The sequence below is a fragment of the Kitasatospora sp. NPDC059812 genome (genome assembly GCF_042732075.1).
Classification (GTDB): domain Bacteria; phylum Actinomycetota; class Actinomycetes; order Streptomycetales; family Streptomycetaceae; genus Kitasatospora.
Genome location: NZ_JBHWIO010000014.1, coordinates 1 through 26,185, shown reverse-complemented (window position 1 = coordinate 26,185; position 26,185 = coordinate 1). Strand labels below are relative to the sequence as shown.

Below are 26,185 nucleotides of genomic sequence, written 5' to 3'. Positions count from 1 at the left end.
GCACGCACCCGGGCGGACGCATGAGCGCCTCCCCGGTCGCCGGCAGCGCCGAGCGGTTCCACGAGGCCTGGGCGCGGCTGCTCTCCGCCGACCACGGCACGGCCGTCGACCCCGGGCTGCTCGGCCGCCTCACCGCCCGCACCGCCGCCCTGCTCCACCGCGCGCAGCTGGGCGAGCCGTTCGAGCCCCGGCTGGCCGAGCAGGCCGGCGCGGAACTGGTCGACGCGCACTTCACCGACCCGGTGGTGCTGGCCCGGGCGGTGGAACTGCTCCAGGTGCAGCCGCTCGGCGACGACCGCGGCCCGGCCCTGACCGGCGCCTTCGCGGCCGGCTGGGCCGCCGCCCTGCGCGAGCGCACGCTGCGGGAGCAGGAGGCGATCCGCACCGCCGCCGACACCGCCCGCAAGGAGGCCGAGCGGGCGCTGCGCGACTCCGAGGCCCGGTTCCGGGCGCTGTTCGAGAGCGCGGCCATCGGGATCGGCATCGGCGACACCGACGGCAACATCCTGGCGGTCAACAAGGCGCTCCAGGAGCTGTTCGGCGCGAGCCCGGAGGACATGACCGGCCGCCGGGTCGGCGACCTCGTCCACCCCGAGGACACCCCGGGCGTGTGGGAGGCGTACGAGGAGCTGATCAGCGGCAAGCGGGACTACTTCCAGTTCGACAAGCCGTACTACCGCCAGGACGGCGAGGTGGTCTGGACCCATCTGACCGTCTCGCTGATCCGCGACGACGACGGCGTCCCGCAGTACCAGGTCGCGATGCTGGAGGACGTCACCGACCGCTACCGGCTCCAGGAGCGGCTGCGCCACCAGGCCACCCACGACCCGCTGACCGGCCTGCCGAACCGGGCGGCCTTCTTCGAGCGGCTGGAGAAGCTGTTCGAGGATCCGGATCCGGGCGCCAGGTTCGGACTCTGCTACGTCGACCTCGACGGCTTCAAGGTGGTCAACGACAGCCTCGGCCACGACACCGGGGACGAGCTGCTGTCCGCCGTGGCGGCCCGGCTGAAGGCCGCGCTCAACCCGCTCGGCCACCTGGTGGCCCGGCTCGGCGGCGACGAGTTCGTGGTGCTGCTGGAGAACTGCCGGGGCGAGCAGGAGGCCGTCGCGGCGGCGAAGACCGTGCTCAAGGCGCTGGCCGGGCCGGTGCTGATCGGCGACCACAAGCTGGCCGTGGGCGCGAGCGTCGGCGTGCTGGAGCGGCGGGTGTCCACCACCACCCCGGGCGCGGCCGTGCGGGCCGCCGACCTGACGCTGTACCGGGCCAAGGAGGCCGGCCGCGGCCGCTGGACGCTGTTCGACCCCAAGGAGAACGCCCGCGCGGTCAGCCGTTACGCGGTGTCGGTGCGGATGCCGGCCGCCCTCGACCGGGGCGAGTTCTTCATCGACTACCAGCCGCTGTACGCGCTGGCGGACGGCCGGCTGGCCGCGGTGGAGGCGCTGGTGCGCTGGCGCCACCCGCAGCTCGGCGTGCTCGGCCCGGACGAGTTCGTGACCACCGCCGAGGAGACCGGGCTGATCATGCCGCTCGGCCGCTGGGTGCTGGAGCAGGCCTGTGGCCAGGCCGCGGACTGGGTCAAGCGCTTCGGCGACGCCGCGCCGCAGCTGAACGTCAACCTGGCGGTCCGCCAGGCGCGCAGTGCGGCGCTCGTCACCGACCTCGGCCGGATCCTGGATGCGACCGGACTCGATCCGGCCCGGCTGCAGCTGGAGATCACCGAGTCGACCGTGGTCGGGCCCGAGGACGAGGCGCTGCGCACCCTGCACGGGCTGGTGGACCTCGGCGTGTCGCTGGCCGTGGACGACTTCGGCACCGGCTGGTCCAACCTCGCGTACCTGCGCGACCTGCCGGTCTCCGGGCTGAAGATCGCCGGTTCCTTCGTCGGCGACCTGCACGACCCGGAGAAGGACGAGTCCACCGGGTGGCGGATCGTCAGCGGCCTGGTGTCGATGGCGCACGCGCTCGGGCTGACCGTCACCGCCGAGGGCGTGGAGACCCGCAAGGACGCCGAACGACTGCGGACCATCGGCTGCGACTGGGCGCAGGGCTGGCACTTCGGCCGCCCGGTGCGGCCGGCCGAGATCGCCCGCCGGATCGCCGAGGAGCCGCGGGGGCGCCCGGTCGGGGGCTGACGCGTCGGGGCCGTCAGGGGGCAGGGGCCGAGCAGGTGGGGAAGGCCCGCGGTGGCGTTCGGCGGCGGTCGTGCAACCGCTCGGTCGCGTTCCGGAAAATCGGCCAACACCACGGCCCACCATGCGGGATGATGGCGCGTCAAAATCACCACCCGGGGCCGTGTGGTGCGTGGCTACGGCCCCGCGCCGGCCCCGGGAAGCGGGGAGGAGAGCGCCGCCATGGCCACACCGGAGGACGCCGGCCCGGCCGACGACGACCGACGAGGCCCCTGGCCGGAGAGCGGCCCCGGGCCCCGGCCCGAGCCCTCGACCAGGGTGGACCGGCGGCCGTGGGGGCGGCGCCTCGGTGTCGTACCGGACCGGCCGTCCCGGCTCGGCGCCGTCCCGCGCACCCGGATGGACCCCGACGCCGCGACCGGGCGGGCGCCGGACGGCGGGGCCCGCTTCGACCCGGAGGCGCCGACCAGGGTCCAGCGGGCCGCGCCGGAGCGGGTCGACCCGGAGGCCCCGACCAGGGTCCAGCGGCGCGCGGGCACCGGGCGTGCCGCCGCCCCCGGCTGGGCCGACAACGTCGGCCCCGGGCCCAGCCGGAGCGGCGAGGGCCCCGTGGGCGGGGTGTCGAAGGGCGGGGTGTCGGAGGGTGGGATACCGGGGGGCGGGGCGTCGGAGAGTGCGGGGCCCACCGGCGGACGGTTCGCGGGCGCCTTCCCCGACGCCCTGCGCGGCCGCTTCGCCCCGCTCGGAGTGGCCGGCTCCGGCACCGAGGGCACCGTCTGGCACGTCCGGCGCACCGACGGCGGCGGCGAGGCCGCGGTGAAGGTGACGGCCGCCGGCCACGCCATGGACGCCGACCTGCTCGGCTACCTGCGCAACGACGACTACCGCCGCCACGTCCCGCACATCGTCGACTTCGGCCGGGTCGGCCACCACGGCGCCGAACTCGACTGGGTGGCCATGGAGTACCTGCCGGTCACCCTCGCCGACCACTTCGCCGAACTTCGCAAGCGCGGCCGGCACACCGACCGGCGGGAGGCCGAGCGGATCGTCTACGAGCTCGTCGCCCTGCTCGACTTCTGGCAACGGCGGATCGAGCGCAACCCGCTGGACTTCAAGCCGGCCAACGTCCTGGTCCGCCCCGGCCGCGAGCCCGGGGAGTTCGTGATAGCCGACTTCGGTGGTGTCGCCCGGCTCACCGCCAGCCGCCGCTTCACGCCCGAGACGATCGTCACCATCCCGTACATGGCCCCCGAACTCCTGGCCGGCCGCAACCACGAGGCCGGGCCCTGGTGGGCGCTCGGCAACGTCCTGTACGAGCTGTTCACCGGCCGCCCCCGCTTCCTCGGCGCGGACGGCCTGCTGATCAGCGACGAGGTGCTGCAACTGGAACTGGTCCTGGGGGACGAGGTCGACCTCTCGGCCCTCGCCGACCCCCGCCAACTGCTGCTCCTTCAAGGGCTGTTCACCAAGAACCCGGAGGACCGCTGGACCGCCCCGCAGGTCCGCAGCTGGCTGGCCGGCGGCAGCCCCGCGGTGGTCCGGCGACAGACCCGGGCCGACACCGGCCGCACCCACCGGCCGATCACCTTCTTCGGATCCCCCTTCACCGACCCGGCCAAGCTCGCCGAGGTCCTGCTCCGGCGCTCCGGCGACGCGGCCCGCTGGCTCTCCGCCGGGGGAGCGGAGCGGCTGCGCGACTGGTTGCGCGACGACGTCCAGGACAACGTCTTCGACCTGCACCACCTGACCGACGTCGCCCGGGCTCCCGGCTCCCGCCGCGACGCCGTGGCCGCCCTCGCGGTGCTCGCCTTCGGCGCCGCCTTCGCCCCCTCCGCCACCCCCTACTACCTCGACCGCCCGATCGACACCCCCGGGCTGGAACGCATCGCCACCGAACCGGACGGCGCCGCGTTCATCGACGCACTGGTCCGGGTCGGCGCCCCGGCCGTCGCCGCCCGCTACGACTGCTTCCACCCCGAGTGCTCCGGCGAACACTGCTCCCGACTGCTCGCCCTCGCCCAACTCCCGGACGTCCTGGCCGAAGTGGACCGTGCCGCCCGCACCGTCGGCGGCGGCCGGCGGGGCGGCGACGGGCTCAGCCCGCAGGAGCGCGAGGAGGCACACCGGCTGGTGGTGTGGCTGAGCGTGCGCCCCGAGGAACGCGACCGGCTGCTCGGCCGGCTCTCGCCGCTGCCCACCGCCCTGCACCGGCTGCCGCTGCCCGAACGGGCGGCGGAGCTCGCCGCCCTGGTCGCGGCGGTGGTGGTGGACGCGGCCCTGGCCGCCGGCTCCGGGCTCCGCACGGCCGTACGCGCCACAGTGCGCCGGCCCGCGCCGGACCCGACCGCCGCGCCGGAGGCGGTCCGGCGCCGCTGGTCGGCGCTGCGGCGGCGGGCGGTGGGCGCCGACCCGGGGGACGACGCCGGGCGCGCGGCCCTGGTCGCCGCCGAGACGCTGCGCCCGCGCGGCCGGGGCCGGGGCGAGCGGCCCGACGGCGCGGAGGGCCGGGAGGGCGGGGAAGGCCGGGAGAACCGGGCCGGCCGGGACCGGTGGCCGGGGCGGCTGTGGCAGGGCGGGCGTGAACGGACGCCGGTGGACTGGCCGGCCCGGCTGCGGGAGTGGTGGCCACACGCCCGTACCGGCCTGCCGCGTCGGGCAGGCGCCGTGCTGCTGCTGTTCCTCGCCCTCGGGTTGCTGCTGTGGGCGGGGGCGGTGTTCCGCTACCCCGTCGAGGCCGGGGTCCAGCTCAAGATCTCGCCCGACGGTGCCTTCGGCGGGCCGTTGAAGAAGGCCGGCGAGCACGCGGCCCAGCAGGTGGTCGGCCAACTGGGGGCGGCGCTGGTCGCCGCCGCCGTCCTCGCCTTCTTCCCCGCCCGGGTCGGCCTCGGCACGGCGGCCCTGACCGGCGTCGGGGCCTTCGCCATCGGCTACCTGCGGCTCGGACCGCCGATGACGGGCCTGGAGATGCCGAAACCGGTGGCCGAGCGGGTGGTGCTGTTCGAGGGCGGGATGGGCAGTTGGGCCGGCCTCGCGGCGGTGGCGGCGATCGTGGCGTCGTTCGTGCTGATCGAGCGCGCGGCGAACCGGCTGCTGAAGCCCGCGCACGAGGCCCGGCGGCAGGTGCGGGAGGCCTGGCGGCGGCTCGCCGGGCGGGGCGCGGCGGCACGGTGGGACGGCAAGCAGTGGCGGACGGGCCCCGTGGGCGCCCGCGACCGCGCGCTGTTCGCGCTCGGGAGCACCTGTGTGCTCGCCCTGCTGCTGTGGGCGGCGGTCGAGGTGCGGCTGGCGGCCACCGGGCACCACCCGACGCCGGCCTCCTGGGGGACCGGCCAGACTGGTGCGGCCTACCAGTCCGGGTTCGTCGTCCTGCTGGCCGTCGTCTCCCTCGCGAGCACCCTGGGGACGCCGGTCACCGCCCGGGCGCTCCTCGGCTGCTGGATCCCCGTCACGCTGGTGCTCGGCGCCTGGCCCGGACCGCTCGGTCCGGTCGAGGCGCTGCGGATCCCGGTGCTCCAGGGGCAGTTCACGGCCGTCGCGGAGTTCTGGGGGTACGGCGCGTTCTGGGCCGCGTTGCTGGTCGCGCTCCCGCTCGCGGCGTACGGGGTGCTGCGCACGGCCCGGGCGCGGGGGGCGGGTACGGGGGCGGGCGGCTGACGGGCGAACGGCTGACAGATAACAGATGACAGAGTTCAGCTTTCAGATTTTGAAATCTGTTATCTGTTATCTGTCGGCTGTTATCTGTCAGCTGTTAGTTGTCAGCCGCCCGCCGCCGGCGATCCAGCCGTCATCCGGCTCAGCCGACCAGCCGGGACAGTTCGATCGAGTGCCCGGTCCGCTCCACCTTCGCCCGCAGGTAGCGCACGTTGCTCGCGGACAGGTGCACGCCGGTCGGCACCCGCCGCCGCACGGTGATCCCGAGGTCGGCCAACTGCTGTGCCTTGTCCGGGTTGTTGCTCAGCAGGTCGATGCCGGTGGCGCCGAGGGTGGCGAGCATCTGGGCGGCGGCGGTGTAGTCCCGGCCGTCCTCGGGCAGGCCGAGCGCCGTGTTGGCGTCGTACGTGTCCAATCCGGAGTCCTGCAAGGAGTAGGCCTCCAGCTTGTTGTAGAGCCCGATGCCCCGGCCCTCCTGCCGCAGGTACAGCAGGTAGCCGCCGGCCTCGGCGATCCGCTCGACCGACTCGCGCAGCTGCGGGCCGCAGTCGCAGCGGTCCGAGCCGAAGACGTCGCCGGTCAGGCACTCCGAGTGCAGGCGTACCAGCGGCGTCCCGCCCTCCGGCACCTCGCCGAACGCGAGCGCCAGGTGCTCCGCGCCGTCGGCGAGGTCGTGGAAGGTGAAGGCCTCCGCCTCGGCGCGGTAGCCGTCGTGGAAGGTCAGCGGGATGCGCACACGCGAGCGCACCGTGGCGGGGCCGGGCTGCGGCATGGGTGGGCCTCCGTCGATGAGGAGATGGGTCGGCGAACCGACGAACCGATGGGTCGAGAGGGGCGGGCCGGCCGGCCCGGGGTGGATCGGATGTCGATGACCGTACTCGGTAGTTCCAATTTGAACAACTAAATACTGTCCGTGCCCGATTCGACTACGGACTGTGGTTCAGCCGGGCTCCGTGCGGACGCGAGGGCGCTGGTGGATCGTACGGTCCGCGAGGCGTGGGGGTTTCAGCATGTGGATGCGTCGGGAGCCGGACCGTGGACACTGCGAGGATTCCCCCGTTTCCTGGGCACGGGAATGCCTCGCGCACGAGCACCGACGACCACGGAAGGTCCTGATCAGATGCCCACAACCCCTCCCGCCGCCACCTCCCCGACCTCCTTCGACGCCGAGCAGCGCGTGATCGAGGCGCTCTACGCGGACGTGGTCCGCCGGAACAGGGGTGAGACGGAGTTCCACCAGGCGGTCCACGAGGTCCTGGAGACCCTCGGGCCGGTGCTCGCCCGCCGCCCCGAGTTCGTCGACGCCCGGATCATCGAGCGGATCTGCGAGCCCGAGCGGCAGCTCATGTTCCGGGTGCCGTGGACGGACGACTCCGGCGACATCCACGTGAACCGCGGCTTCCGGGTGGAGTTCAGCAGCGTCCTCGGCCCGTACAAGGGCGGGCTGCGCTTCCACCCCTCGGTGAACCTCGGCATCGTCAAGTTCCTCGGCTTCGAGCAGATCTTCAAGAACGCGCTCACCGGGCTGTCGATCGGCGGCGGCAAGGGCGGCTCCGACTTCGACCCCAAGGGCCGCTCGGACGCCGAGGTCATGCGGTTCTGCCAGTCCTTCATGACCGAGCTGTACCGCCACCTCGGCGAGCACACCGATGTCCCCGCCGGGGACATCGGCGTCGGCGGCCGGGAGATCGGCTACCTGTTCGGCCAGTACAAGCGGATCACCAACCGCTACGAGAGCGGCGTGCTCACCGGCAAGGGCCTCGGCTGGGGCGGCGCGCAGGCCAGGACCGAGGCGACCGGCTACGGCTGCGTGCTGTTCACCGCCGAGATGCTGCACAGCCGCGGCGAGAGCCTGGACGGGCGCCGGGTCGTCGTCTCCGGCTCCGGCAACGTCGCCATCTACGCGATCGAGAAGGCGCAGCAGCTCGGCGCGACCGTGCTCACCTGCTCCGACTCCACCGGCTACGTGGTGGACGAGAAGGGCATCGACCTCGCGCTCCTCAAGGAGGTCAAGGAGGTCCGGCGCGGCCGGGTCGCCGACTACGCCGAACTGCGCGGCAGCCACGTCCGGTTCGTCGAGGGCCCTGGCGTGTGGAGCGTGCCCTGCGACGTCGCGCTGCCCTGCGCCACCCAGAACGAGCTGACCGAGACGGACGCGCTGGCCCTGGTGCGGGGCGGGGTGCTGGCGGTCGCCGAGGGGGCCAACATGCCCACCACCCCGGAGGCGGTCCGGGTGTTCCAGGAAGCCGGGGTGGCCTTCGGCCCGGGCAAGGCGGCGAACGCGGGCGGCGTGGCCACCAGCGCCCTGGAGATGCAGCAGAACGCCTCGCGCGACTCCTGGACCTTCGCCCGCACCGAGGAGCGGCTGGCCGGGATCATGAAGCACATCCACGACTCCTGCTTCACCACCGCCGAGCGCTACGGACACCCGGGCGACTACGTGGTGGGCGCGAACATCGCCGGCTTCGAGCTGGTCGGGGACGCGATGCTGGCCCAGGGCCTGATCTGAGCCCTGCCGCCCGGCGCCGACGCCCCTCCGCCCGGCGCCCGCGGCCCTCCGCTTGGCGCCGACGGCGCGACTCGCCGTCACCCGGCGATCGGTACCCGACCGGAGCGGGCACCGATTGTCGGGTGCGGCAGGGTGGGTCCTTCCTACGGTGGTGATCAGTAAGGGAAGGACGGGGTCGGAGTGCTGGAACACCTGAACCGGGCGATGGAGCACATCGAACGGAACCTGGACCAGGAGGTCGAGGTCGCCGAGCTGGCCCGAATCGCGATGACGTCGGAGTACCACTTCCGACGGTTGTTCTCGATGCTCTCCGGGATGCCGCTGTCGGACTACGTCCGGCGCCGGCGGTTGACCGTCGCCGGGGCCGAAGTCCTCGGCGGGGAGCGGACGTTGCTGGAGGTCGCGATCCGGTACGGCTACACCTCGGGGGAGGCGTTCGCCCGGGCGTTCCGGGCGATGCACGGGGTCGGGCCCGGTGAGGCCCGGCGCGAGGGCGCGGTGCTCAAGTCCCAGCCCCGGATGTCCTTCCGACTCGTCGTGGAGGGAAGCAGCAGTATGGAATACCGGATCATCGAGCAGCCGGACTTCCGGATCATCGGTCGGCGGGCGCGGGTCCCGCTGGTGCACGAGGGCGTGAACCCGGCCATCGCCTCGTTCATCAAGGGGCTCGGCCAGGAGACCGTCGACCGGATCTCGGCGCTCTCGGGCCGCGAGCCGGAAGGCATCCTCTCGGTCACCGAGTTCTTCTCGGAGAGCCGCGAAGAGGGTGTCGAACTCGACTACTACCACGCGGTGGTGGCGGACGCGGACACCGTCGTCCCGGACGGCCTGGACGTTCGGGAGGTGCCGCCGGGCACCTGGGCGGCCTTCTCCAACACCGGGACCTTCCCGAAGGCCCTCCAGGAGATGTGGCGGGACGTCTTCACGCAGTGGTTCCCGTCCAACCCGTACGAGTTCCGGCCGGGGCCGGAGATCCTGCGCACCCGGTTCCTGTCGGACGGCCAGGCGGAGGCCCAGCTGTGGATTCCGGTGGCGCGGGCGCTGCGCTGACGGACGGCCGCTGATAGCTGACAGCTGACAACTAACAGATGACAGATGACAGATAACAGATTTCGAAATCTGTTATCTGTCATCTGTTTTTTGTTCGCCCACAGCGCCCACTGCCGCCGCCCACTGCCGCCGCCCGCCGCCCCGCCCGCCGCCCCGCCCGCCCCCGTTCGGCCCAGCAGCGCCCGCACCCGTCCTCCCCCGCCCGCATGCTGGGGCGGGGGGAGGACGGGGGATCGCAACCGCTACCCGAGGAGTGGGATCACCGATGGCCAAGGCATTCGGCTTCGTCGACTACGGCGGGCCGGAGACACAGGAGTTCCTGGACCGCCCGGTGCTGGAGCCCGGCCCCGGGCAGCTGGCGATCGCGGTCGGCGCGGCCGGGGTGAACCCGGTGGACTGGAAGATCCGCACGGGCATGCTCGGCCGGGAGCGCGAACTCCCCGCCGTCATGGGCCAGGAGGCCTCGGGCGTGGTCCTGCAAGTCGGCCCCGGGGTCACCGGATTCACCCCGGGCGATGAGGTGTTCGGCCTCGCGGCCGCCGGTGCCTACGCCGAACAGACACTGATGCGCGCCGAGTTGAGCGCGCTCAAGCCCGAGGGCGTCGGCTTCGACCAGGCGGCCGTCCTGCCCGTGTCGGCGGCCACCGCGGACGACGCCGTCCGTGACCTCGGCCTCGGCGCCGGCCGGACGCTGCTGATCCTCGGCATCGCCGGCGGTGTCGGCAGCGCGGCCGCCCAGATCGCCCGCAGTCGCGGCCTGATCGTCCTCGGCACCGCGAGCGACGCCAACCGTGCGTACGTGGAGTCCCTCGGCGCGGTGCCCGTCCGCTACGGCGACGGCGTCGCCGAACGGATCGCGGCCGCGGCGCCCGACGGCGTCGACGGCATCCTCGACCTGGTCGGCGGCGACGCCCTGCGGGCCGCCGCCCCCGTGCGCAAGGACCGTACGGAGCTGGTCAGCACCGCCGACCCGGCCACCGTGGCCGAACTCGGCGGCCGCTACATCACCCGCTCGACGACGTCCGAGACCCTGTCCGCGCTGGCGGCCCTGGTCGCCGCCGGTGAGCTGGACCCGAACATCACCGGCCGCTACCCGCTGGCCCGGGCCGCCGAGGCGATCGCCTTCGTCGAATCCGGCCATGCCCGCGGCAAGGTGGTGCTCGAAGTCGCGTGACACAAAGCAAGAGTGACGATCAGTCAACAAGGGCCGAGAGATCGAGAACCGAGAGAAGAAGTCGAGAGAAGAAGCCATGAAGCAGAACTCCGTGACCATCGGCGGCCCCTGCTGGGTCGAGCTGGGCACCTCCGACCCGGCCGCCGCCAGCACCTTCTACGGTGAGTTGTTCGGCTGGCGGGCCGAGGCCGATGTGCGCCCCGAGGCCAGCGGCTACACCCAGATGTTCCTCGGCGACGCCACGGCGGCCGCCGTCAGCCCGCGGTTCGCGCCGCAGCAGCCCATCGCCTGGTCGACCTGCTTCGCGGTCACCGACACCGACGCCACCGTCGCGAAGGTCGAGAACGCCGGCGGCAAGGTCCTGAAGGAGCCCACCGACGTGTCCGACCTCGGCCGCTTCGCGGTGGTCGGGGACAGCTCCGGTGCGGTGTTCCTGCTCTGGCAGGCCCGCGCGTTCGCGGGCGCCGAGGTGTTCAACGAGCCGGGCTCGCTCGGCTGGGTGGAACTGCTCACCCGCGACCCGGCCGGTGCGACCGCCTTCTACCCGGCGGTCTTCGGCTGGTCCGTCAGCCCGTCCGAGCAGTACACCCAGTGGGGCCTGGACGGCGCCGACTTCGGCGGCATGCTGGTGATGGACGACCGCTTCCCGCCGCAGGTGCCGCCGCACTGGCTGCCGTACTTCTCGGTCGCGGACGTCGACAACACCGTCGCCCGGGCGAGCGGCCTCGGCGCGGACGTGCTGATGGGGGCCACCGACGTGCCGGACGGCCCCCGGATCGCCGTGCTGCGCGACCCGCAGGGCGCGTCGTTCGGCGTCTACCTGGCCGGCACCGAGGGCTGACCCCCCGAAGGCCGCGTCCCTGCCCGCGCCGCTGCCCACGTCCCTGCCGAGGACCCCGCCGTCCTCCCGTCGGGCGCAGTCTCCGCCCTCACACCGGACGCCGACTGCGGCTGGAGCGCCACGCCGCCGCCGTCGCGCCCGCGGTGACGAGCAGCGCGCCGATCGGCACCACGTCGCCGATCCGGTCGTACCAGGTCAGCGCCCCGGGCTCGGTGAGCGGCAGCCGGACGGTCAGCGCGCCGGTGCCGTCGGTACCGAGCCGGGCGAGCTCGCGGCCCTGCGCGTCGAAGGCCGCCGACACCCCGGTCAGCGAGGCCTGCACGGCCGGCCGGCCGGTCTCGGCGGCCCGGATCGCCGCCAGCGAGACGTGCTGCTCGGGTGCCCAGGTGTGCTGGAAGGTCGAGGTGGAGGACTGGTAGACCAGCACCCGGGCGCCGTCCCGCGCGGCGGTGCGGGCCAGGTCGGGGAAGGCCGACTCGAAGCAGATCAGCGCGCCGACCGGCAGCGGTCCGCCCGCCCGGTCGGTGGCCGGCAGGACGTGGAAGACGGTGCCGGGCGCCCGGTTCTCGCCGGCCGCCCGGCTGACGCCGGCGATCCAGCCGAGCACCGGCCGCAGCGGGATGTACTCGCCGAAGGGCACCAGCCGGATCTTGCGGTAGCGATCCAGCACGCCCGCGGGGGAGACCAGCACCGCGTCCTTGGAGATCCGCCCGTCCGCCTTGCGGGCGTCCTCCCCGGCGATGATCTGCGCCCCGGTGGCGGTGGAGAGTTGGCGTAGCCGGTCGAGCGCGGCCGGGTCGCGGTCGAGGTCGGCGGTGGTGCTGCTCTCGCCCCAGACGACCAGGTCCACCGGCTGCCCGCCGAGCGCGGCGGTGGCCTGGGCGCTGGCCTCGAACCGGGCCTGCGGGTCGTCCACGATGCCGGGCTGGACCAGCGCGACGGTGACCGCCCCGGCCGGGGCGGGGGCGTCGCGCAGGGCGAACAGCAGCGGTCCGGCGGCCAGGACCAGGACGGTGGTCAGCGCCGCGAGGGCGCGCGGCCGCCGGTGCACGGCGGTCAGGACGATCAGCACCCCGGTGTTGGCGGCCGCAACGGCCGCGCTGACCAGCCAGATCCCGCCGGTCGAGGCGAGCCCGAGGATCGTCGGGTGCTGCCACTGGGTGGCGCCGAGCAGTGCCCACGGCCCGCCGAGGGCGTCCCAGGAGCGCGCGTACTCGGTGGTCACCCAGACCGCCGGGACGACGAGCAGCGCGAGCAGCGCCCGACGGTCGGTCAGCGGTGGGTGCAGCAGCCGGTGGACGGCGTACCCGAAGCCGCCCTGGAGCGCCCCGAACAGCACGGCGAGCACCGGTAGCCCCGGCCCGATGGACGGGACCAGCCAGTACATCGCGGTCAGGATGAAGCCCGCCCCGAACCACCACCCGCGCACCGCCGCCTCCCGCCCGCCGGGCGCGCGCTGCATCAGCAGCATCCCGGGGACGAGCGCGACCCACGCCAGCCAGGCCTGCCCCGGCGCCGGGAAGGCGAGCACCGGTACCGCCCCGGCGGCCAGGGCGCCGAACCGCGCGCGGTAGCGGTGCGGGCGCGCCTGCGGGTGGCCGCCGTGTCCGGACTGCCCGCCGTATTCGGAGTGCCCGGGAGGTTCAGGGTGCCGGGGGTGCCCGGGATGCGAGGAGTGCTCGGGGTGCCCGGGATGCGGGGAGTGCTCAGGGTGCTCGCGGTGCTCGGAGTGCTCCCGGTGCGGCGTGCGCCGGGCGGGGCTGGTGAGGGCGAGGCGGCGGGGCATGCCCCGTATTGTCCGCTCGGACGGACTGCGCCACCAGTGTTCCTGTCACCCGAATGGACTACGGGAACACTGGTGGCCACCCCCGTGGCTCAGCCCTCGTCGCCCTCCAGGTCCCCCTCGGTCTCCAGGAACGCGGCCTGCAACTGCGCGATCAGCTCCGGGTCGGGCTGCTCCCACAGCCCGCGGCTGGCCGCCTCCAGCAGCCGCTCGCTGATCCCGTGCAGCGCCCACGGGTTGGCGCCGGTCAGGAACTCCCGGTTGACGGGGTCGAGCACGTACTCCTGGGTGAGCTTCTCGTACATCCAGTCCGCGACCACGCCCGTCGTGGCGTCGTAGCCGAACAGGTAGTCCACCGTCGCGGCCATCTCGAACGCGCCCTTGTACCCGTGCCGGCGCATCGCCTCGATCCAGCGCGGGTTGACCACCCGGGCGCGGAAGACGCGGGCGGCCTCCTCGGTCAGCGTCCGGGTGCGGACCGTCTCCGGGCGGGTCGAGTCGCCGATGTAGGCGGTCGGCGCCTTGCCGGTGAGCGCCCGGACGGTGGCCACCATGCCGCCGTGGTACTGGAAGTAGTCGTCCGAGTCGGCGATGTCGTGCTCGCGGGTGTCGGTGTTCTTCGCGGCGACGGTGATCCGCTTGTACGCGGTCTCCATCTCCTCGCGGGCCGGCCGCCCGTCCAGTCCGCGCCCGTAGGCGTAGCCGCCCCAGACCGTGTACACCTCGGCCAGGTCGGCGTCGGTGCGCCAGTCCCGGCTGTCGATCAGCTGGAGCAGGCCCGCGCCGTAGGTGCCCGGGCGGGAGCCGAAGACGCGGACGGTGGCCTTGCGCTCGTCGCCGTGCACCGCGAGGTCGGCCTGGACGTGGGCGCGTACGAAGTTCTGCTCCGCGGGCTCCTCCTGGGCGGCGGCCAGGCGCACCGCGTCGTCGAGCAGGGCGACCACGTGCGGGAAGGCGTCGCGGAAGAAGCCGGAGATGCGCAGCGTCACGTCGATGCGCGGGCGGCCCAGCTCGGCGAGGGTGATCGGCTCCAGGCCGGTGACCCGGCGCGAGGCGTCGTCCCAGACCGGGCGGACGCCGAGCAGGGCGAAGGCCTCGGCGATGTCGTCGCCGGCGGTGCGCATCGCGCTGGTGCCCCACAGCGACAGCCCGACCGAGGGCGGGTAGGCGCCGTCGTTGTCGGCGGTGTACCGCTCGACCAGCGAGGCGGCGAGCGCCTGGCCGGTCTCCCAGGCGAGCTTGCTCGGGACGGCCTTCGGGTCGACGGAGTAGAAGTTGCGGCCGGTCGGCAGCACGTTGACCAGGCCGCGCAGCGGCGAGCCGGACGGCCCGGCCGGGACGAAGCCGCCGCGCAGCGCGTGCAGCACGGCGTCCAGCTCGTCGGTGGTGGCGGCCAGCCGCGGCACCACCTGGGTGGCGGCGAAGGTCAGCACGTCGTGGACGGCCTCCGGCAGCCCGGCGGCGACCTTCTCCACCGCCTCGACCGCCCAGTCCTGCGCCTCCATGGCCTCGACCAGGGCGCGGGCCTGGGCCTCGGCGGCGTCGGTGGCCCCGAGGGTGAGCGCGGCCTCGTCCAGCCCGAGCGCCTCGCGCAGGCCCGGCAGCGCGCTGACGCCGCCCCAGATCTGGCGGGCGCGCAGGATGGCGAGCACGATGTTGACCCGGTCGGTGCCGGCCGGCGCCTGTCCGAGGACGTGCAGGCCGTCGCGGATCTGGGCGTCCTTGATCTCGCACAGCCAGCCGTCGACGTGCAGCAGGAAGTCGTCGAAGCCGTCGTCCTCGGGGCGCTCGTCCAGACCGAGGTCGTGGTCCAGCTTGGCGGCCTGGATGAGGGTCCAGATCTGCGCGCGGATCGCGGGCAGCTTGGCCGGGTCCATCGCGGCGATGTTGGAGTGCTCGTCCAGCAGCTGCTCCAGGCGGGCGATGTCGCCGTAGGAGTCGGCGCGGGCCATCGGCGGGACGAGGTGGTCGACCAGGGTGGCGTGGGCGCGGCGCTTGGCCTGGGTGCCCTCGCCCGGGTCGTTGACCAGGAACGGGTAGATCAGCGGCAGATCGCCCAGGACGGCGTCCGGACCGCACTCGGCGGACAGCGCGGCGGTCTTGCCGGGCAGCCACTCCAGGTTGCCGTGCTTGCCGAGGTGGATGACGGCGTGCGCGCCGAAGCCGCCGTCGGCCTGCGCGGCCTCGATCCAGCGGTAGGCGGCCAGGTAGTGGTGGCTCGGCGGCAGGTCGGGGTCGTGGTAGATGGCGACGGGGTTCTCGCCGAAACCGCGCGGCGGCTGGATCAGGACGAGCAGGTTCCCGGAGCGGATCGCGGCCAGCACGATGTCGCCGTCCGGGTTCTGCGAGCGGTCGACGTACAGCTCGCCGGGGGCCGGGCCCCAGTGCTCCTCGACCTGCTCGCGCAGCCCCTGGGGGAGCGTGGCGTACCAGCGGCGGTAGTCGGCGGCGGGGATGCGCACCGGGTTGCGGGCCAGCTGGTCCTCGGTGAGCCAGTCCTGGTCGTAGCCGCCGGCCGCGATCAGGGCGTGGATCAGGGCGTCGCCCTCGTGGGAGGCGTCGAGGGAGGAGTCCTGGGACGCGTCGTGGGAGCCGTCGGGCGAGGCGTCGCGGGAGCCGGCGTGGCCGTCCCCGTTCGTTCCGTCCAGCCCGGGGAGGTCCGAACCCAGGTCCATGCCCTCCGCGCGCAGCCGGTTCAGCAGGCGGATCGCGCTGGCCGGGGTGTCCAGGCCGACGGCGTTGCCGACCCGGGCGTGCTTGGTCGGGTAGGCGGACAGCACGAGCGCCAGGCGGCGCTCGGCGGCCGGGATGTGCCGCAGCCGGGCGTGCTTGACGGCGGTGCCGGCCACCCGGGCGGCGCGCTCCGGGTCGGCGGCGTAGACGGTGAGGCCGTCCTCGTCCAGCTCCTTGAAGGAGAACGGGACGCTGATCAGCCGGCCGTCGAACTCCGGCACCGCGATCTGGGTGGCGGTGTCCAGCGGGGACAGGCCGTCGTCGCTGGCCTCCCACTGGGCGCGCGACCAGGTGAGGCAGAGCGCCTGGAGGATCGGCCGGTCCAGGGCGGCGAGCGCGCCCGCGTCCCAGGCCTCCTCGTCGCCGCCGGCCTGCGCGTCGGCCGGGCGGGTGCCGCCGGCGGCGAGCACGGTGGTGACGAGCGTGTCGGCCTCGCCGAGCGCGGCCAGCAGCTCGGGCTCGGCGCCGCGCAGCGAGGCGCAGTAGTAGGCCCTGGCCTGCGCACCCTGGTCCTCGATCGCCCGGCAGAGCGTCTCGACGAAGGCGGTGTTGCCGCTCATGTGGTGGGCGCGGTAGTAGAGCACCGCGACCGTCGGGCCGTCCTGCGTACGGGCTTCGCGCTCCAGCGGCCCCCAGGCCGGGGCGGAGGCGGGCGGGGCGAAGCCGTGGCCGGTCAGCAGCACGGTGTCGGAGAGGAAGGCGGCCAGCTCGGCGAGGTTGGCGGCGCCGCCGTGCGCGAGGTAGGCGTGCGCCTCGGCGGCGATGCCGGCCGGGACGGTGGACAGCTCCATCAGCTGGGCGTCGGGGGCCTGTTCACCGGTCAGCACGATCACCGGGCGGGGGCCGGCCAACAGCGTGTCCAGGCCCTCCTGCCAGGCGCGGCGACCGCCGAGCAGGCGGACCACGACGAGGTCGGTGCCCTCCAGCAGCGCGGGCAGGTCCTCGGGGGTGAGCCGGGCCGGGTTGCCGAGCCGGTAGCGGACCGGGCCCTCGGCGGCGCGGGCACTGAGCAGGTCGGTGTCGGACGTCGACAGCAGCAGGATCATGCGAAGGCCCTCCCGGCCTCGGAGCCGCCCCGAGCCGAAGGGCGCGCCGGCGTGGAAAGTGACGAGTGACGAGCGACGGACGAAAGCGCGTGGCATGCGACGGACGAAGGCACGTGGCATGCGGCGGACGAAAGCGAGCGACGGCGCGTGACCGGCGACCGAAGGAGCGCCGAGGCGTCGGCGAAGCGCCCGGAGTCGGGCGGGCGTGAGGTGCCCGGGGACCCGGGCGTGGGCATGCGGCAGCGCATTGCTCTTCGAGCCTTCCTCGGGGTCCGCGCCCCGGGCCGGTGGAGGACGGCAGGAGTTCCTGGCTCCCGCGGCCGTCCGGTCTCCCGGTGAACCGCGGTCACAGTGGCGGGACCGCACCGGGCTTGCACCGGTTTCCTCCCCTGCGCCGTCGCTGGCGTGCGGACGGTCCGCGGGGACCGTCCGCCAGCATCGTACGGGGTGCGGCTGACCTGGGGGAGGGTGATCCCGGGGAGGCCGCCCGGAGCGCCCGGGGTGTGAGGCGACGGACAAAGGCAACCGATCGGATCATCTGTATGCTCGCGGCCATGCCACCGACACCCGACGCCACCGCGCCGGGCGCCGCGGTGCCCGACCGGGGGCGCGCGGACGCCTGCCCAGGGGCCCTTCGTCTACATCCGGCCGACGACGGCGCCCTGGCCCGGGTCCGGCTGCCCGGCGGTCTGCTGACGGTCCGTCAGGCACTGGCACTGGCCGACGCCGCCGAGGCGCTCGGCGACGGCGAACTGGAGACCACCTCCCGCGGCAACGTCCAACTCCGCGGCCTGGCTTCGCACTGCGGGGCCGAACTCGCCGAACGGCTGCGCGCCGTCGGCCTGCTGCCCTCGGACACGCACGAACGGGTCCGCAACATCGTGGCCTCCCCGCTCGCCGGGCTCGACGGACACGGCTTCGCCGACGTGCAGGCCTGGGTGCGGGAGCTGGACGCGCGGCTGTGCGCGAGCGACTGGGCGGCCGGGCTCTCCGGCAAGTTCCTGTTCGCGCTGGACGACGGGCGGGGCGACGTCGCCGCGTTCGACGCCGATGTGACATTGATCGCAGGCCCGGACGGGTCGGCGCTGCTGCGCCTCGGACGGGCCGCCCACGGGCGTCCGGTGCCGGCGGGGCAGGAGGTGACGGCCGTGCTCGACGCGGCCCGGACCTTCCTGGACGTGCTGCGCGAGAGCGGGCGCAAGGCCTGGCACCTGCGCGAGGTCCCCGAGCTGCTGCCGGCCGGGCCCGTGCCGGTGCCCGCCCTCGCCGGGGCCGCGCCCGCGGTCGGCGTGGTCCGCACGGCCGGCTCGTTCCCCGAGGTCGCGGGCGGGCTGTCGGTGGGCATGCGCTTCGGCCGGGCCGGCGCCGCGCAGTGGCGGGAACTCGCGGGCGCCTGCGCCGGGGAGATCCGGCTGACGCCCTGGCGCGGCGCGGTGCTGCCGGGGGCGCCGGCCGACCGGCTGCCCGCGCTGGCGGCGGCCAGGTTCCGGACCGCGCCCGACTCGCCCTGGGAGCGGGCCACCGCCTGCACCGGACTGCCGGGGTGCGCCAAGTCGCGGGCCGACGTCCGGGCCGACGCGGCGCGGGCGCTCGATGCGGCAGCTGCCACCGGGAGCCCGCCGGTCGGCGGCCTTCCGGTTACCGGCTTTCCGGCTACCGGCCTTCCGACTGCGGGCCTTCCGATGGCCGGCCTCCCGACCGCCGGTCTCCCGGTGCACTGGTCGGGGTGTGAACGACGCTGCGGTCATCCGGCCGGGCGGTGGGTGGACGTGCTCGCCACCGGGCAGGGCTACCGGGTGACGGTGAACGGTCCGGCGGCCGCCGGGGCGGCCGTGGACGTGACGAACGAGGAGATGGCCGAGGCGGTCGCCGAGGCCAGGAGGACCACGAAGTGATCGAGTACGAGAAGGACGGCGCGTCCATCTACCGCCAGTCCTTTGCCACCATCCGTGCGGAGGCCGACCTGGCCGCCCTCCCGGCGGACGTCTCCCAGGTCGCGGTGCGGATGATCCACGCCTGCGGGATGGTCGACCTGGTCGAGGACCTGGTGTACTCACCGGGCGTGGTCGCCTCCGCGCGCGAGGCGCTGCGGGCCGGGGCGCCGATCCTGTGCGACGTGAACATGGTGGCGAGCGGCGTCACCCGCAAGCGGCTGCCCGCCGACAACGAGGTCGTGTGCACCCTCACCGACCCGTCCGTGCCGGAGCTCGCCCGGAAGATGGGCAACACCCGCAGCGCCGCCGCCATGGAACTGTGGCTGCCCCGGCTGGAAGGCGCGGTGGTGGCCGTCGGCAACGCGCCGACCTCGCTGTTCCGGCTGCTGGAGATGATCGAGGCCGGTGCGCCGCGCCCGGCCGCGGTGATCGGCGTCCCGGTCGGCTTCATCGGCGCCGCCGAGTCCAAGCAGGCCCTGGCCGAGCACCCGTCCGGCTTGGAGCACCTGGTGGTGCGCGGCCGGCGCGGCGGCAGCGCGATCGCCGCCGCCGCCGTCAACGCGATTGCGAGCGAAGAAGAGTGACGGATCGTCAGATCTCTGGTGTCGGACGGCTCTACGGGGTCGGGCTCGGCCCCGGCGACCCGTCGCTGGTGACCGTCCGGGCGGCCGAACTCATCGGCAAGGCCGACGTGGTGGCCTACCACAGCGCCCGGCACGGCCGGTCCATCGCGCGCTCGATCGCCGAGCGCTATCTGACGGGTGGTCAGATCGAGGAGAAGCTGGTCTACCCGATCACGGTCGAGACCACCGACCACCCGGGCGGCTACCGGGGCGCGCTGGACGACTTCTACGAGGAGGCCGCCGCCCGGCTGGCCGCCCACCTGGACGCCGGCCGCGATGTCGTGGTCCTCGCCGAGGGCGACCCGCTGTTCTACGGCTCGTACCAGCACATGCACAAGCGGCTCGCGCACCGCTACCCGACCGAGGTGGTGCCGGGCGTGACCTCCGTCAGCGCCGCGGCCGCCCGGCTCGGCCAGCCGCTGACCGAGGCCGAGGAGACGCTCACCGTCATCCCGGGCACGCTGCCCGAGGAGGAGCTGACGGCGCGGATCGCCGCCGCCGACTCAGCCGTGATCATGAAGCTGGGGCGCACCTTCCCGGCCGTCCGGCGGGCGCTGGAGCGGGCCGGCCGGCTCGACGACGCGCAGTACGTCGAGCGCGCGTTCATGGACGGGGAGCGCATCCTGCCGCTCGCGGAGGTCGAGGGCGAGACCGTCCCGTACTTCTCGGTCGCGGTGCTGCCGAGCAAGGTCGCGCCGCTGGAGCCGGTGGAGCGGCGGACGGACGGCGCGGGCGCGGTGGCCGTCATCGGCACCGGTCCGGCCGGGCCGCTCTGGCTCACCCCCGAGGCGCGCGGCGTCCTCGCCGAGGCGACCGACCTGGTCGGCTACACCACCTACCTGGACCGGGTGCCCGAGCGGCCGGGGCAGCGGCGGCACGGCTCGGACAACAAGGTCGAGTCGGAGCGCGCCGAGTACGCCCTCGAACTGGCCCGCCGCGGGCACAAGGTCGCGGTGGTGTCCTCGGGTGACCCGGGCGTCTTCGCGATGGCCACCGCCGTCCTGGAGGTCGCCTGCGAGGAGGCCTACCGGGACGTCCCGGTGCGGATCGTCCCGGGGATGACCGCGGCGCACGCGGCCGCCTCCCGGGCCGGCGCCCCGCTCGGGCACGACTATGCGGTGGTGTCGCTGTCGGACCGGCTCAAGCCCTGGGACGTGGTGGCCCGCAGGCTGCGCGCGGCGGCCGAGGCGGACCTGGTGCTCGCGCTCTACAACCCGGGCTCGAAGTCGCGCACCACGCAGGTCGCCCTCGCCCGGGACCTGCTGCTGGAGTACCGCGCGCCCGAGACGCCGGTGGTGATGGCGCGTGACGTCGGCGGGCCGACCGAGCGCGTGCGGATCGTCCGGCTGGGCGAGCTGGATCCGGCGCTGGTCGACATGCGGACGATCCTGCTGATCGGCTCCTCGCAGACCCAGGCGGTCGAGCGGGGCGGCGGCGTGAAGGTCGTCTGGACGCCGCGGCGGTACCCGGAGGAGTAACGGGCGACGACTGACAGAAAACAGATGACAGCTAACAGATTTCATCATCTGTTAGCTGTCATCTGTTTTCTGTTACTTGTTCGCCGCCCGGCGTCCCCGCCTCCCCGTCACCGGGTCGGCTTGGCGATCACCAGCTCCGTGTTGTGGTCCTCGCCCGCGCCCAGCAGCGCCGCCGGCCGGCCGTTCGGGTCGTTGTACGACAGCTCGCGGTACAGCGCGGCGAGGTTGGCGTCCGAGGTGCTGCCGAAGTCCGTGCCGTACGGTGCGGAGGACTCGATCAGCGTCGTGAACAGGGAGAGCGTGCCGTCCCCGTTGTCCGCGATCTCGATGATGCGCCCGTGCTGCGGGTAGTCGATGTGCGAGGCGGTGTTGATCTCCCAGAACGCCCGCTCCGGCACCGCGTGGCCGTGCGCCGTGACCTTGTTCATGTGGGTGTGGCCGTTCACCCACGCGATCACGTTCGGGTAGCGCTGGAGCAGCGCCACCAGCTCGTTGCCGTCGTGCCGCTTCTCGAAGATGTTGCGCGGGTCGGGCAGCAGGTTGCCCATGGTGGTGCTCGTGTGGTGGCTGAACAGGAGGATCACCTCGTCCGTGCTGCCGCCCGTCACCCTGCGTCCGTCGGTGTCGTACCAGTGCCCGCTGTGCGCCTTCAACTGCTGCTCCAGCCAGCGCAGTTGCGCGGTGCCCAGTGAACCGTCCGCGAATCCGGCCTGGTTGGTGGTGTCCAGGCTGATGCCGAGCACCTTCTCCGAGATGCGGAAGGTGTAGTAGAGCTTGCCGCTGCCCACCATGTCCGAGGTGAAGCCGTGCCCGTACGGGCCGGCGCCGGTGTGCGCCGGGTTCAGGTGGGCCTTGGCGAACTCCTTGAGCGTGAACGGCCGTCGGCGCTCGTCCGGGGTGATCCGGCGCACCGCGTCGCCGCTCGCGAGCAGCTTCGCGAGCAGGAGCGCGGCGCCGGCCGGGTCGCGGCGCAGCGAGTCCATCAGCCGGGCCGCGTCCGCGTCGTTGCAGCCCTCCAGCTTGTACTGGCCGGTGTAGAGGTCGTTCAGCAGCCCGAGGTCCGGCAGCGAACCCTCAAGGCTGTCATCGTGGTTGCCGACCGTCGTGTACCAGGGCGTACGCAGGCCCGGCGCGTCGAACGGCCGGCCAGCGGCGTCGAGGAAGCCCGGTATCTGCGGGAAGCCCTTCGCCTTGTAGCCGTCGTTGTAGGCGAGTTCGGGGTTCCAGTAGGCGGCGTTGCCCGAGTTCTGCACGCCTTCGTAGCGGTTCGGGTCACCGGTGTTCTGGGCGAGCCGGCCGCCGCCCATGACGGTGAGGTACCAGTCGAGTTCGGCCTGCTCGTGGTTGTCGGTGTTGTCGCCGGTGGCCATCACCATGCTGAACGGCATCCCGGTGTAAGGGCCGCCGTTGAGCGCGTTGACCCGCTCGACGAGGGCCGAGACGCCGCGGGCGTTCAGGGCCTCCTGCGGCCGGTACGCGCTGCCGGTGAACCGGGCCAGGTACTCGAATCGCACCGGGGACTCGGTGTCCACCAGGTGCAGGTCGCTGAACTGGACGAAGCTGGCCAGCCCGGTCCGTCGGTCGTCCCGCCCGGTGCCCGGCGCCGCCAGGTCGCCGCGCACCACCAGCGGCCAGCCCGGCCCGGCCGTCAGCCGCTTGTACCCGCCGGTGCCGACGGGCGTGGCCACCTGGTCGAGCGTGGTGCCCGTCGTCTTGACCGCCCGCGCGGCGGTGGCCGTCAGTGCGCGCTCGCGCTCCGCCGCCGAGGCGAACTGCCCGCCGCCCAGCGACAAGGCCGACCAGGCGGCGGCCACCGACGTACCGGTGAGGAACGTACGCCGACTCATCCCTGCCACAAAAACCCCCACATGCTGATGGCCCGGCCGGACAACCCGGCCGCCGGACCCCGTGTCATGAACCCGCCCTCTGGCGGACCGCCAGATTACTCACTGGTAGGAGCGGGGTGCGAGGCCCGTGCGGAGAACTCTTCGGGAACGCGGGGCAGCGGCCGCTCCCCGACTCGGACACCGGGCCGCGGGGCCCCGCTCCACCGCCCCCGGTCGGGGCGCGGCCAGGCGAATGGGGGAAAATCGGTACCGACGGCCGGTGCGGCCGCACCTCAACGGAGCCGGAAGCGAGACGCAGGTGGCCAAAGCGGGAGCCGAAGCGGGAGCCGAGGCGGGGGCCGAAGCGGCGGCCAAGGCTGGAGTCGAAGCCGGGGGCCGGGCCGGCCAGCTGAAGAGCAGCGGCCTGCGGCACGGCTGGACCACGGGCGCCTGCGCCACCGCCGCCACCAAGGCCGCGTACACCGCGCTGCTCACCGGTGAGTTCCCGGACCCGGTGGCCATCACCCTCCCCAAGGGCCAGCAGCCGGCCTTCGCCCTCGCCGCCGAGGAACTCGTCGCCGCGGAACTTGCCCCCAGGGCCGGGGGGCTGGCCGCCGGCGAACTGGCTGCCGGGGAGCGGGCCGCCGGGGGCCGAGCCGCCGTCCCGCCCATGCCGGCGAGCGCCATGGCCGCCGTGGTCAAGGACGCCGGCGACGATCCCGACGTCACCCACGGCGCGCTGATCCGCTCGACGGTGCGGGCCGGCGAGCCCGGCGCCGGCGTGGTGTTCCGGGCCGGCCCGGGGGTGGGGACGGTCACCAAGGCGGGCCTGCCGCTGCCCGTCGGCGAGCCCGCGATCAACCCGGTGCCCCGGCAGATGATCCGCGACGCCGTGGCGGAGGTGGCCGCCGCGCACGGCGGCAGCGGGGACGTGGTGGTCGAGATCTCCGTGGACCACGGCGAGGAGATCGCCCGGTCCACCTGGAATCCACGGCTGGGCATCCTCGGGGGCCTGTCCATCCTCGGGACCACCGGCATCGTCGTCCCCTACTCCTGCTCCGCCTGGATCGACTCCATCCGCCGCGGCGTGGACGTGGCCCGGGCGGCGGGCCGCACCCACGTGGCCGGCTGTACCGGTTCGACCTCCGAGAAGGTCGCCGTCGCCGTGCACGGACTGCCTGAGGACGCGCTGCTCGACATGGGCGACTTCGCGGGCGCCGTCCTCAAGTACCTCAAGCGCCACCCGGTGCCCCGGCTGACGATCGCGGGCGGCTTCGCCAAGCTGTCCAAGCTCGCCGCCGGCCACCTCGACCTGCATTCGGCGCGCTCCCAGGTGGACAAGGGGTACCTGGCCGAACTGGCGCGGCGGGGCGGGGCCGACGGGGCGCTGGCCGAGGCGGTGGCCGCCGCCAACACCGGGTTGGAGGCGGTGCAGTTGTGCCGGGCGGCCGGGGTGCCGCTGGGCGATCTGGTCGCCGAGGCGGCGCGGGCGACGGCGCTCGGCGTGCTGGTCGGCTCGCCGGTGGCGGTGGACGTCATCTGCATCGACCGCGCGGGCACCGTCGTCGGCCGGGCGGAGCCGCTCGGGCCGTGACACTCTCACAGAATCGCGGCAATACCGCCTGGTGATGTGAAGATCTGACGTTCATACGGGGCGAGAAACGGACAAAAGGAGTGTCACGCCCGCCCCTGGTTCTGTCGCCATCTCAACCATGAGATATGGTCTGGCGAGTGACAGGCGACTACCTCACCCGTATCGGCACCCTCATCCGTACCGCCCGCCAGCACCGCGGCTGGTCCCAGGCACAGCTCGGCGAGGCCCTCGGCACCAGCCAGAGCGCGGTCAACCGCATCGAGCAGGGCAAGCAGAACGTCAGCCTTGAGATGATCGCGCGCATCGGCGAAGCCCTCGACAGCGAGATCGTCTCCCTCGGCTACTCCGGCCCGATGCACCTGCGGGTCGCCGGCGGCACCCGACTCTCCGGCGCCATCGACGTCCGCAGCAGCAAGAACGCCTGCGTCGCGATCCTCTGCGCCTCGCTGCTGACCACCGGACGCACCACGCTGCGCAGCGTCGCCCGGATCGAAGAGGTCTACCGCATCCTCGAGGTGCTCACCAGCATCGGCGTCAAGAGCCGCTGGACCAACGACGGCCGCGACCTCGAACTCACCCCGCCCGCCGAGCTCGACCTCGCGGCGATGGACGTCGAGGCGGCCCGCCGCACCCGCAGCGTGCTGATGTTCCTCGGCCCGCTGATGCACCGCGCCAGCCGCTTCGCCATCCCGTACGCGGGTGGCTGCGACCTCGGCACCCGCACCGTCGAGCCGCACCTGACCGCGCTGCGCCGCTTCGGGCTGGAGGTCGCCACCACCGGCGGCGCCTACCACGCCTCGGTCGAGCCGGGCACCCCGCTGGACCGTCCGATCGTGCTGACCGAGCGCGGGGACACCGTCACCGAGAACGCCCTGCTGGCCGCCGCCCGGCACGACGGCGTCAGCGTCATCCGCAACGCCTCGCCCAACTACATGGTCCAGGACCTGTGTTTCTTCCTGGAGAAGCTGGGCGTGCGGATCGAGGGCGTCGGCACCACCACCCTCACCGTCCACGGTGTCCCGGAGATCACCTGCGACGTCGACTACACCCCGGCCGAGGACCCGGTGGAGGCGATGAGCCTGCTCGCCGCCGCCGTCGTCACCTCCTCCGAGCTGACGATCCGCCGGGTGCCGATCGAGTTCCTGGAGATCGAACTCGCGGTGCTGGAGGGGATGGGCCTCGACTACGACCGGACCCCCGAGTACCGGGCCCACAACGGCCACACCCGCCTGGTCGACCTCACCGTGCGCCCGTCCAAGCTGACCGCGCCGATCGACACCATCCACCCGATGCCGTTCCCCGGCATCAACATCGACAACGTGCCGTTCTTCGCGGCCATCGCCGCGGCCGCCCACGGCACCACGATGATCCACGACTGGGTCTACGACAACCGTGCGATCTACCTCACCGAGCTGACCCGCCTCGGCGCCGACGTCAAGCTCCTCGACCCGCACCGCGTCCTGGTCCAGGGCCCCACCCGCTGGCGCGCCGCCGAGATGATGTGCCCGCCGGCCCTGCGCCCCGCGGTCGTCATCCTCCTCGCGATGCTCGCCGCCCAGGGCACCTCCGTCCTGCGCAACGTCTACGTCATCAACCGCGGCTACGAGGACCTCGCCGAGCGCCTCAACTCCATCGGCGCGCAGATCGAGACCTTCCGCGACATCTGATCCGATCCGGATCTGAAGCACGATCAGATGGCCGACCGGCCGCACGCGTTGCGGCCGGTCGGCCCGTGGGGGCGGGGGGGGCTCTTTGGGGTCTGGGGGGTATTCACATCAGACCGGGCCGGCGCCCAAGCCAGTGTTGGTGAC

The 26,185-nt window shown here is 73.8% G+C and carries 15 protein-coding genes and 1 riboswitch; of the genes, 11 read left to right on the top strand and 4 right to left on the bottom strand.

The window, feature by feature from the left end; translation table 11 throughout:
• The first annotated feature begins 20 nt into the window (after nt 1–20).
• Both ACFV6D_RS10175 and ACFV6D_RS10170 read left to right on the top strand, forming a co-directional pair.
• Nucleotides 21–2,135: a putative bifunctional diguanylate cyclase/phosphodiesterase gene (locus tag ACFV6D_RS10175; RefSeq protein WP_380373913.1), complete on the top strand. Its 2,115-nt coding sequence runs from the start codon at nt 21–23 to the stop codon at nt 2,133–2,135.
• A 219-nt stretch (nt 2,136–2,354) separates the two neighbouring features.
• Nucleotides 2,355–5,786: a hypothetical protein gene (locus tag ACFV6D_RS10170; RefSeq protein WP_380559139.1), complete on the top strand. Its 3,432-nt coding sequence runs from the start codon at nt 2,355–2,357 to the stop codon at nt 5,784–5,786.
• A 139-nt stretch (nt 5,787–5,925) separates the two neighbouring features.
• On the opposite strand, the gene ribA is transcribed toward ACFV6D_RS10170, so the two are convergent.
• Nucleotides 5,926–6,555: a GTP cyclohydrolase II gene (gene ribA / locus ACFV6D_RS10165; RefSeq protein WP_063350064.1), complete on the bottom strand. Its 630-nt coding sequence runs from the start codon at nt 6,553–6,555 to the stop codon at nt 5,926–5,928.
• 348 nt (nt 6,556–6,903) lie between these two features.
• On the opposite strand from ribA, the gene gdhA reads away from it, so the two are divergent.
• The 4 genes from gdhA (at nt 6,904) to ACFV6D_RS10145 (ending at nt 11,357) form a co-directional block, all read left to right on the top strand.
• Nucleotides 6,904–8,292: an NADP-specific glutamate dehydrogenase gene (gene gdhA / locus ACFV6D_RS10160; RefSeq protein ID WP_380559137.1), complete on the top strand. Its 1,389-nt coding sequence runs from the start codon at nt 6,904–6,906 to the stop codon at nt 8,290–8,292.
• A 180-nt stretch (nt 8,293–8,472) separates the two neighbouring features.
• Nucleotides 8,473–9,342 (top strand): GyrI-like domain-containing protein, encoded by an 870-nt coding sequence (locus ACFV6D_RS10155; protein WP_380427045.1) that lies wholly within the window; start codon nt 8,473–8,475, stop codon nt 9,340–9,342.
• A 265-nt stretch (nt 9,343–9,607) separates the two neighbouring features.
• On the top strand, nt 9,608–10,516 hold the full coding sequence (locus tag ACFV6D_RS10150) for an NADP-dependent oxidoreductase (protein WP_380559133.1): 909 nt from the start codon (nt 9,608–9,610) through the stop codon (nt 10,514–10,516).
• Between the two features lie 76 nt (nt 10,517–10,592).
• Complete coding sequence (locus ACFV6D_RS10145) at nt 10,593–11,357, top strand: VOC family protein (protein ID WP_063350068.1); 765 nt, start codon at nt 10,593–10,595, stop codon at nt 11,355–11,357.
• Nucleotides 11,358–11,445: 88 nt separating this feature from the next.
• Here the strand turns inward: ACFV6D_RS10145 and lnt are convergent, their stop codons facing one another.
• A complete protein-coding gene (gene lnt / locus ACFV6D_RS10140; RefSeq protein ID WP_380559131.1) occupies nt 11,446–13,143 on the bottom strand; it encodes an apolipoprotein N-acyltransferase in 1,698 nt (565 codons plus the stop codon).
• An 89-nt stretch (nt 13,144–13,232) separates the two neighbouring features.
• Nucleotides 13,233–16,919, bottom strand: coding sequence for a cobaltochelatase subunit CobN (gene cobN / locus ACFV6D_RS10135; protein WP_380559129.1), 3,687 nt, complete (start codon nt 16,917–16,919; stop codon nt 13,233–13,235).
• 301 nt (nt 16,920–17,220) lie between these two features.
• A riboswitch (cobalamin riboswitch) is annotated at nt 17,221–17,306 on the bottom strand.
• A gap of 167 nt (nt 17,307–17,473) precedes the next feature.
• Here cobN and ACFV6D_RS10130 point away from each other — a divergent pair.
• From ACFV6D_RS10130 to ACFV6D_RS10120, 3 genes are read left to right on the top strand one after another with little or no spacing between them, the layout of a single operon-like run.
• The gene (locus tag ACFV6D_RS10130) at nt 17,474–18,814 is read left to right on the top strand and encodes a hypothetical protein (RefSeq protein WP_380559127.1); all 1,341 of its coding nucleotides are present in this window, start codon (nt 17,474–17,476) and stop codon (nt 18,812–18,814) included.
• Nucleotides 18,811–19,437 carry a precorrin-8X methylmutase gene (locus tag ACFV6D_RS10125; RefSeq protein ID WP_380559125.1) on the top strand — a complete coding sequence of 209 codons (627 nt, stop codon included), beginning with the start codon at nt 18,811–18,813 and terminating at the stop codon, nt 19,435–19,437. The genes ACFV6D_RS10130 and ACFV6D_RS10125 overlap by 4 nt, the downstream gene beginning before the upstream one ends.
• Nucleotides 19,434–20,954 (top strand): precorrin-2 C(20)-methyltransferase, encoded by a 1,521-nt coding sequence (locus ACFV6D_RS10120; RefSeq protein ID WP_380559123.1) that lies wholly within the window; start codon nt 19,434–19,436, stop codon nt 20,952–20,954. Before ACFV6D_RS10125 ends, ACFV6D_RS10120 begins: the two co-directional genes overlap by 4 nt.
• 107 nt (nt 20,955–21,061) lie before the next feature.
• On the opposite strand, the gene ACFV6D_RS10115 is transcribed toward ACFV6D_RS10120, so the two are convergent.
• Nucleotides 21,062–22,801 (bottom strand): TIGR03767 family metallophosphoesterase, encoded by a 1,740-nt coding sequence (locus ACFV6D_RS10115; protein ID WP_380559121.1) that lies wholly within the window; start codon nt 22,799–22,801, stop codon nt 21,062–21,064.
• A gap of 298 nt (nt 22,802–23,099) precedes the next feature.
• Here ACFV6D_RS10115 and ACFV6D_RS10110 point away from each other — a divergent pair, with 298 nt between their 5' ends.
• Complete coding sequence (locus ACFV6D_RS10110) at nt 23,100–24,374, top strand: cobalt-precorrin-5B (C(1))-methyltransferase (RefSeq protein WP_380427032.1); 1,275 nt, start codon at nt 23,100–23,102, stop codon at nt 24,372–24,374.
• A 137-nt stretch (nt 24,375–24,511) separates the two neighbouring features.
• Nucleotides 24,512–26,041 (top strand): UDP-N-acetylglucosamine 1-carboxyvinyltransferase, encoded by a 1,530-nt coding sequence (locus ACFV6D_RS10105; RefSeq protein ID WP_350875492.1) that lies wholly within the window; start codon nt 24,512–24,514, stop codon nt 26,039–26,041.
• Nucleotides 26,042–26,185 lie beyond the last annotated feature (144 nt).

What these genes read in the sequence shown, in the direction of transcription:
- ACFV6D_RS10130 (WP_380559127.1), top strand. Translation starts at nt 17,474, where the DNA reads ATGCCACCGACACCCGACGCCACCGCGCCGGGCGCCGCGGTGCCCGAC.
- cobN (WP_380559129.1), bottom strand. Translation starts at nt 16,919, where the DNA reads ATGATCCTGCTGCTGTCGACGTCCGACACCGACCTGCTCAGTGCCCGC.
- ACFV6D_RS10175 (WP_380373913.1), top strand. Translation starts at nt 21, where the DNA reads ATGAGCGCCTCCCCGGTCGCCGGCAGCGCCGAGCGGTTCCACGAGGCC.
- lnt (WP_380559131.1), bottom strand. Translation starts at nt 13,143, where the DNA reads ATGCCCCGCCGCCTCGCCCTCACCAGCCCCGCCCGGCGCACGCCGCAC.
- ACFV6D_RS10170 (WP_380559139.1), top strand. Translation starts at nt 2,355, where the DNA reads ATGGCCACACCGGAGGACGCCGGCCCGGCCGACGACGACCGACGAGGC.
- gdhA (WP_380559137.1), top strand. Translation starts at nt 6,904, where the DNA reads ATGCCCACAACCCCTCCCGCCGCCACCTCCCCGACCTCCTTCGACGCC.
- ACFV6D_RS10150 (WP_380559133.1), top strand. Translation starts at nt 9,608, where the DNA reads ATGGCCAAGGCATTCGGCTTCGTCGACTACGGCGGGCCGGAGACACAG.
- ribA (WP_063350064.1), bottom strand. Translation starts at nt 6,555, where the DNA reads ATGCCGCAGCCCGGCCCCGCCACGGTGCGCTCGCGTGTGCGCATCCCG.
- ACFV6D_RS10145 (WP_063350068.1), top strand. Translation starts at nt 10,593, where the DNA reads ATGAAGCAGAACTCCGTGACCATCGGCGGCCCCTGCTGGGTCGAGCTG.
- ACFV6D_RS10115 (WP_380559121.1), bottom strand. Translation starts at nt 22,801, where the DNA reads ATGAGTCGGCGTACGTTCCTCACCGGTACGTCGGTGGCCGCCGCCTGG.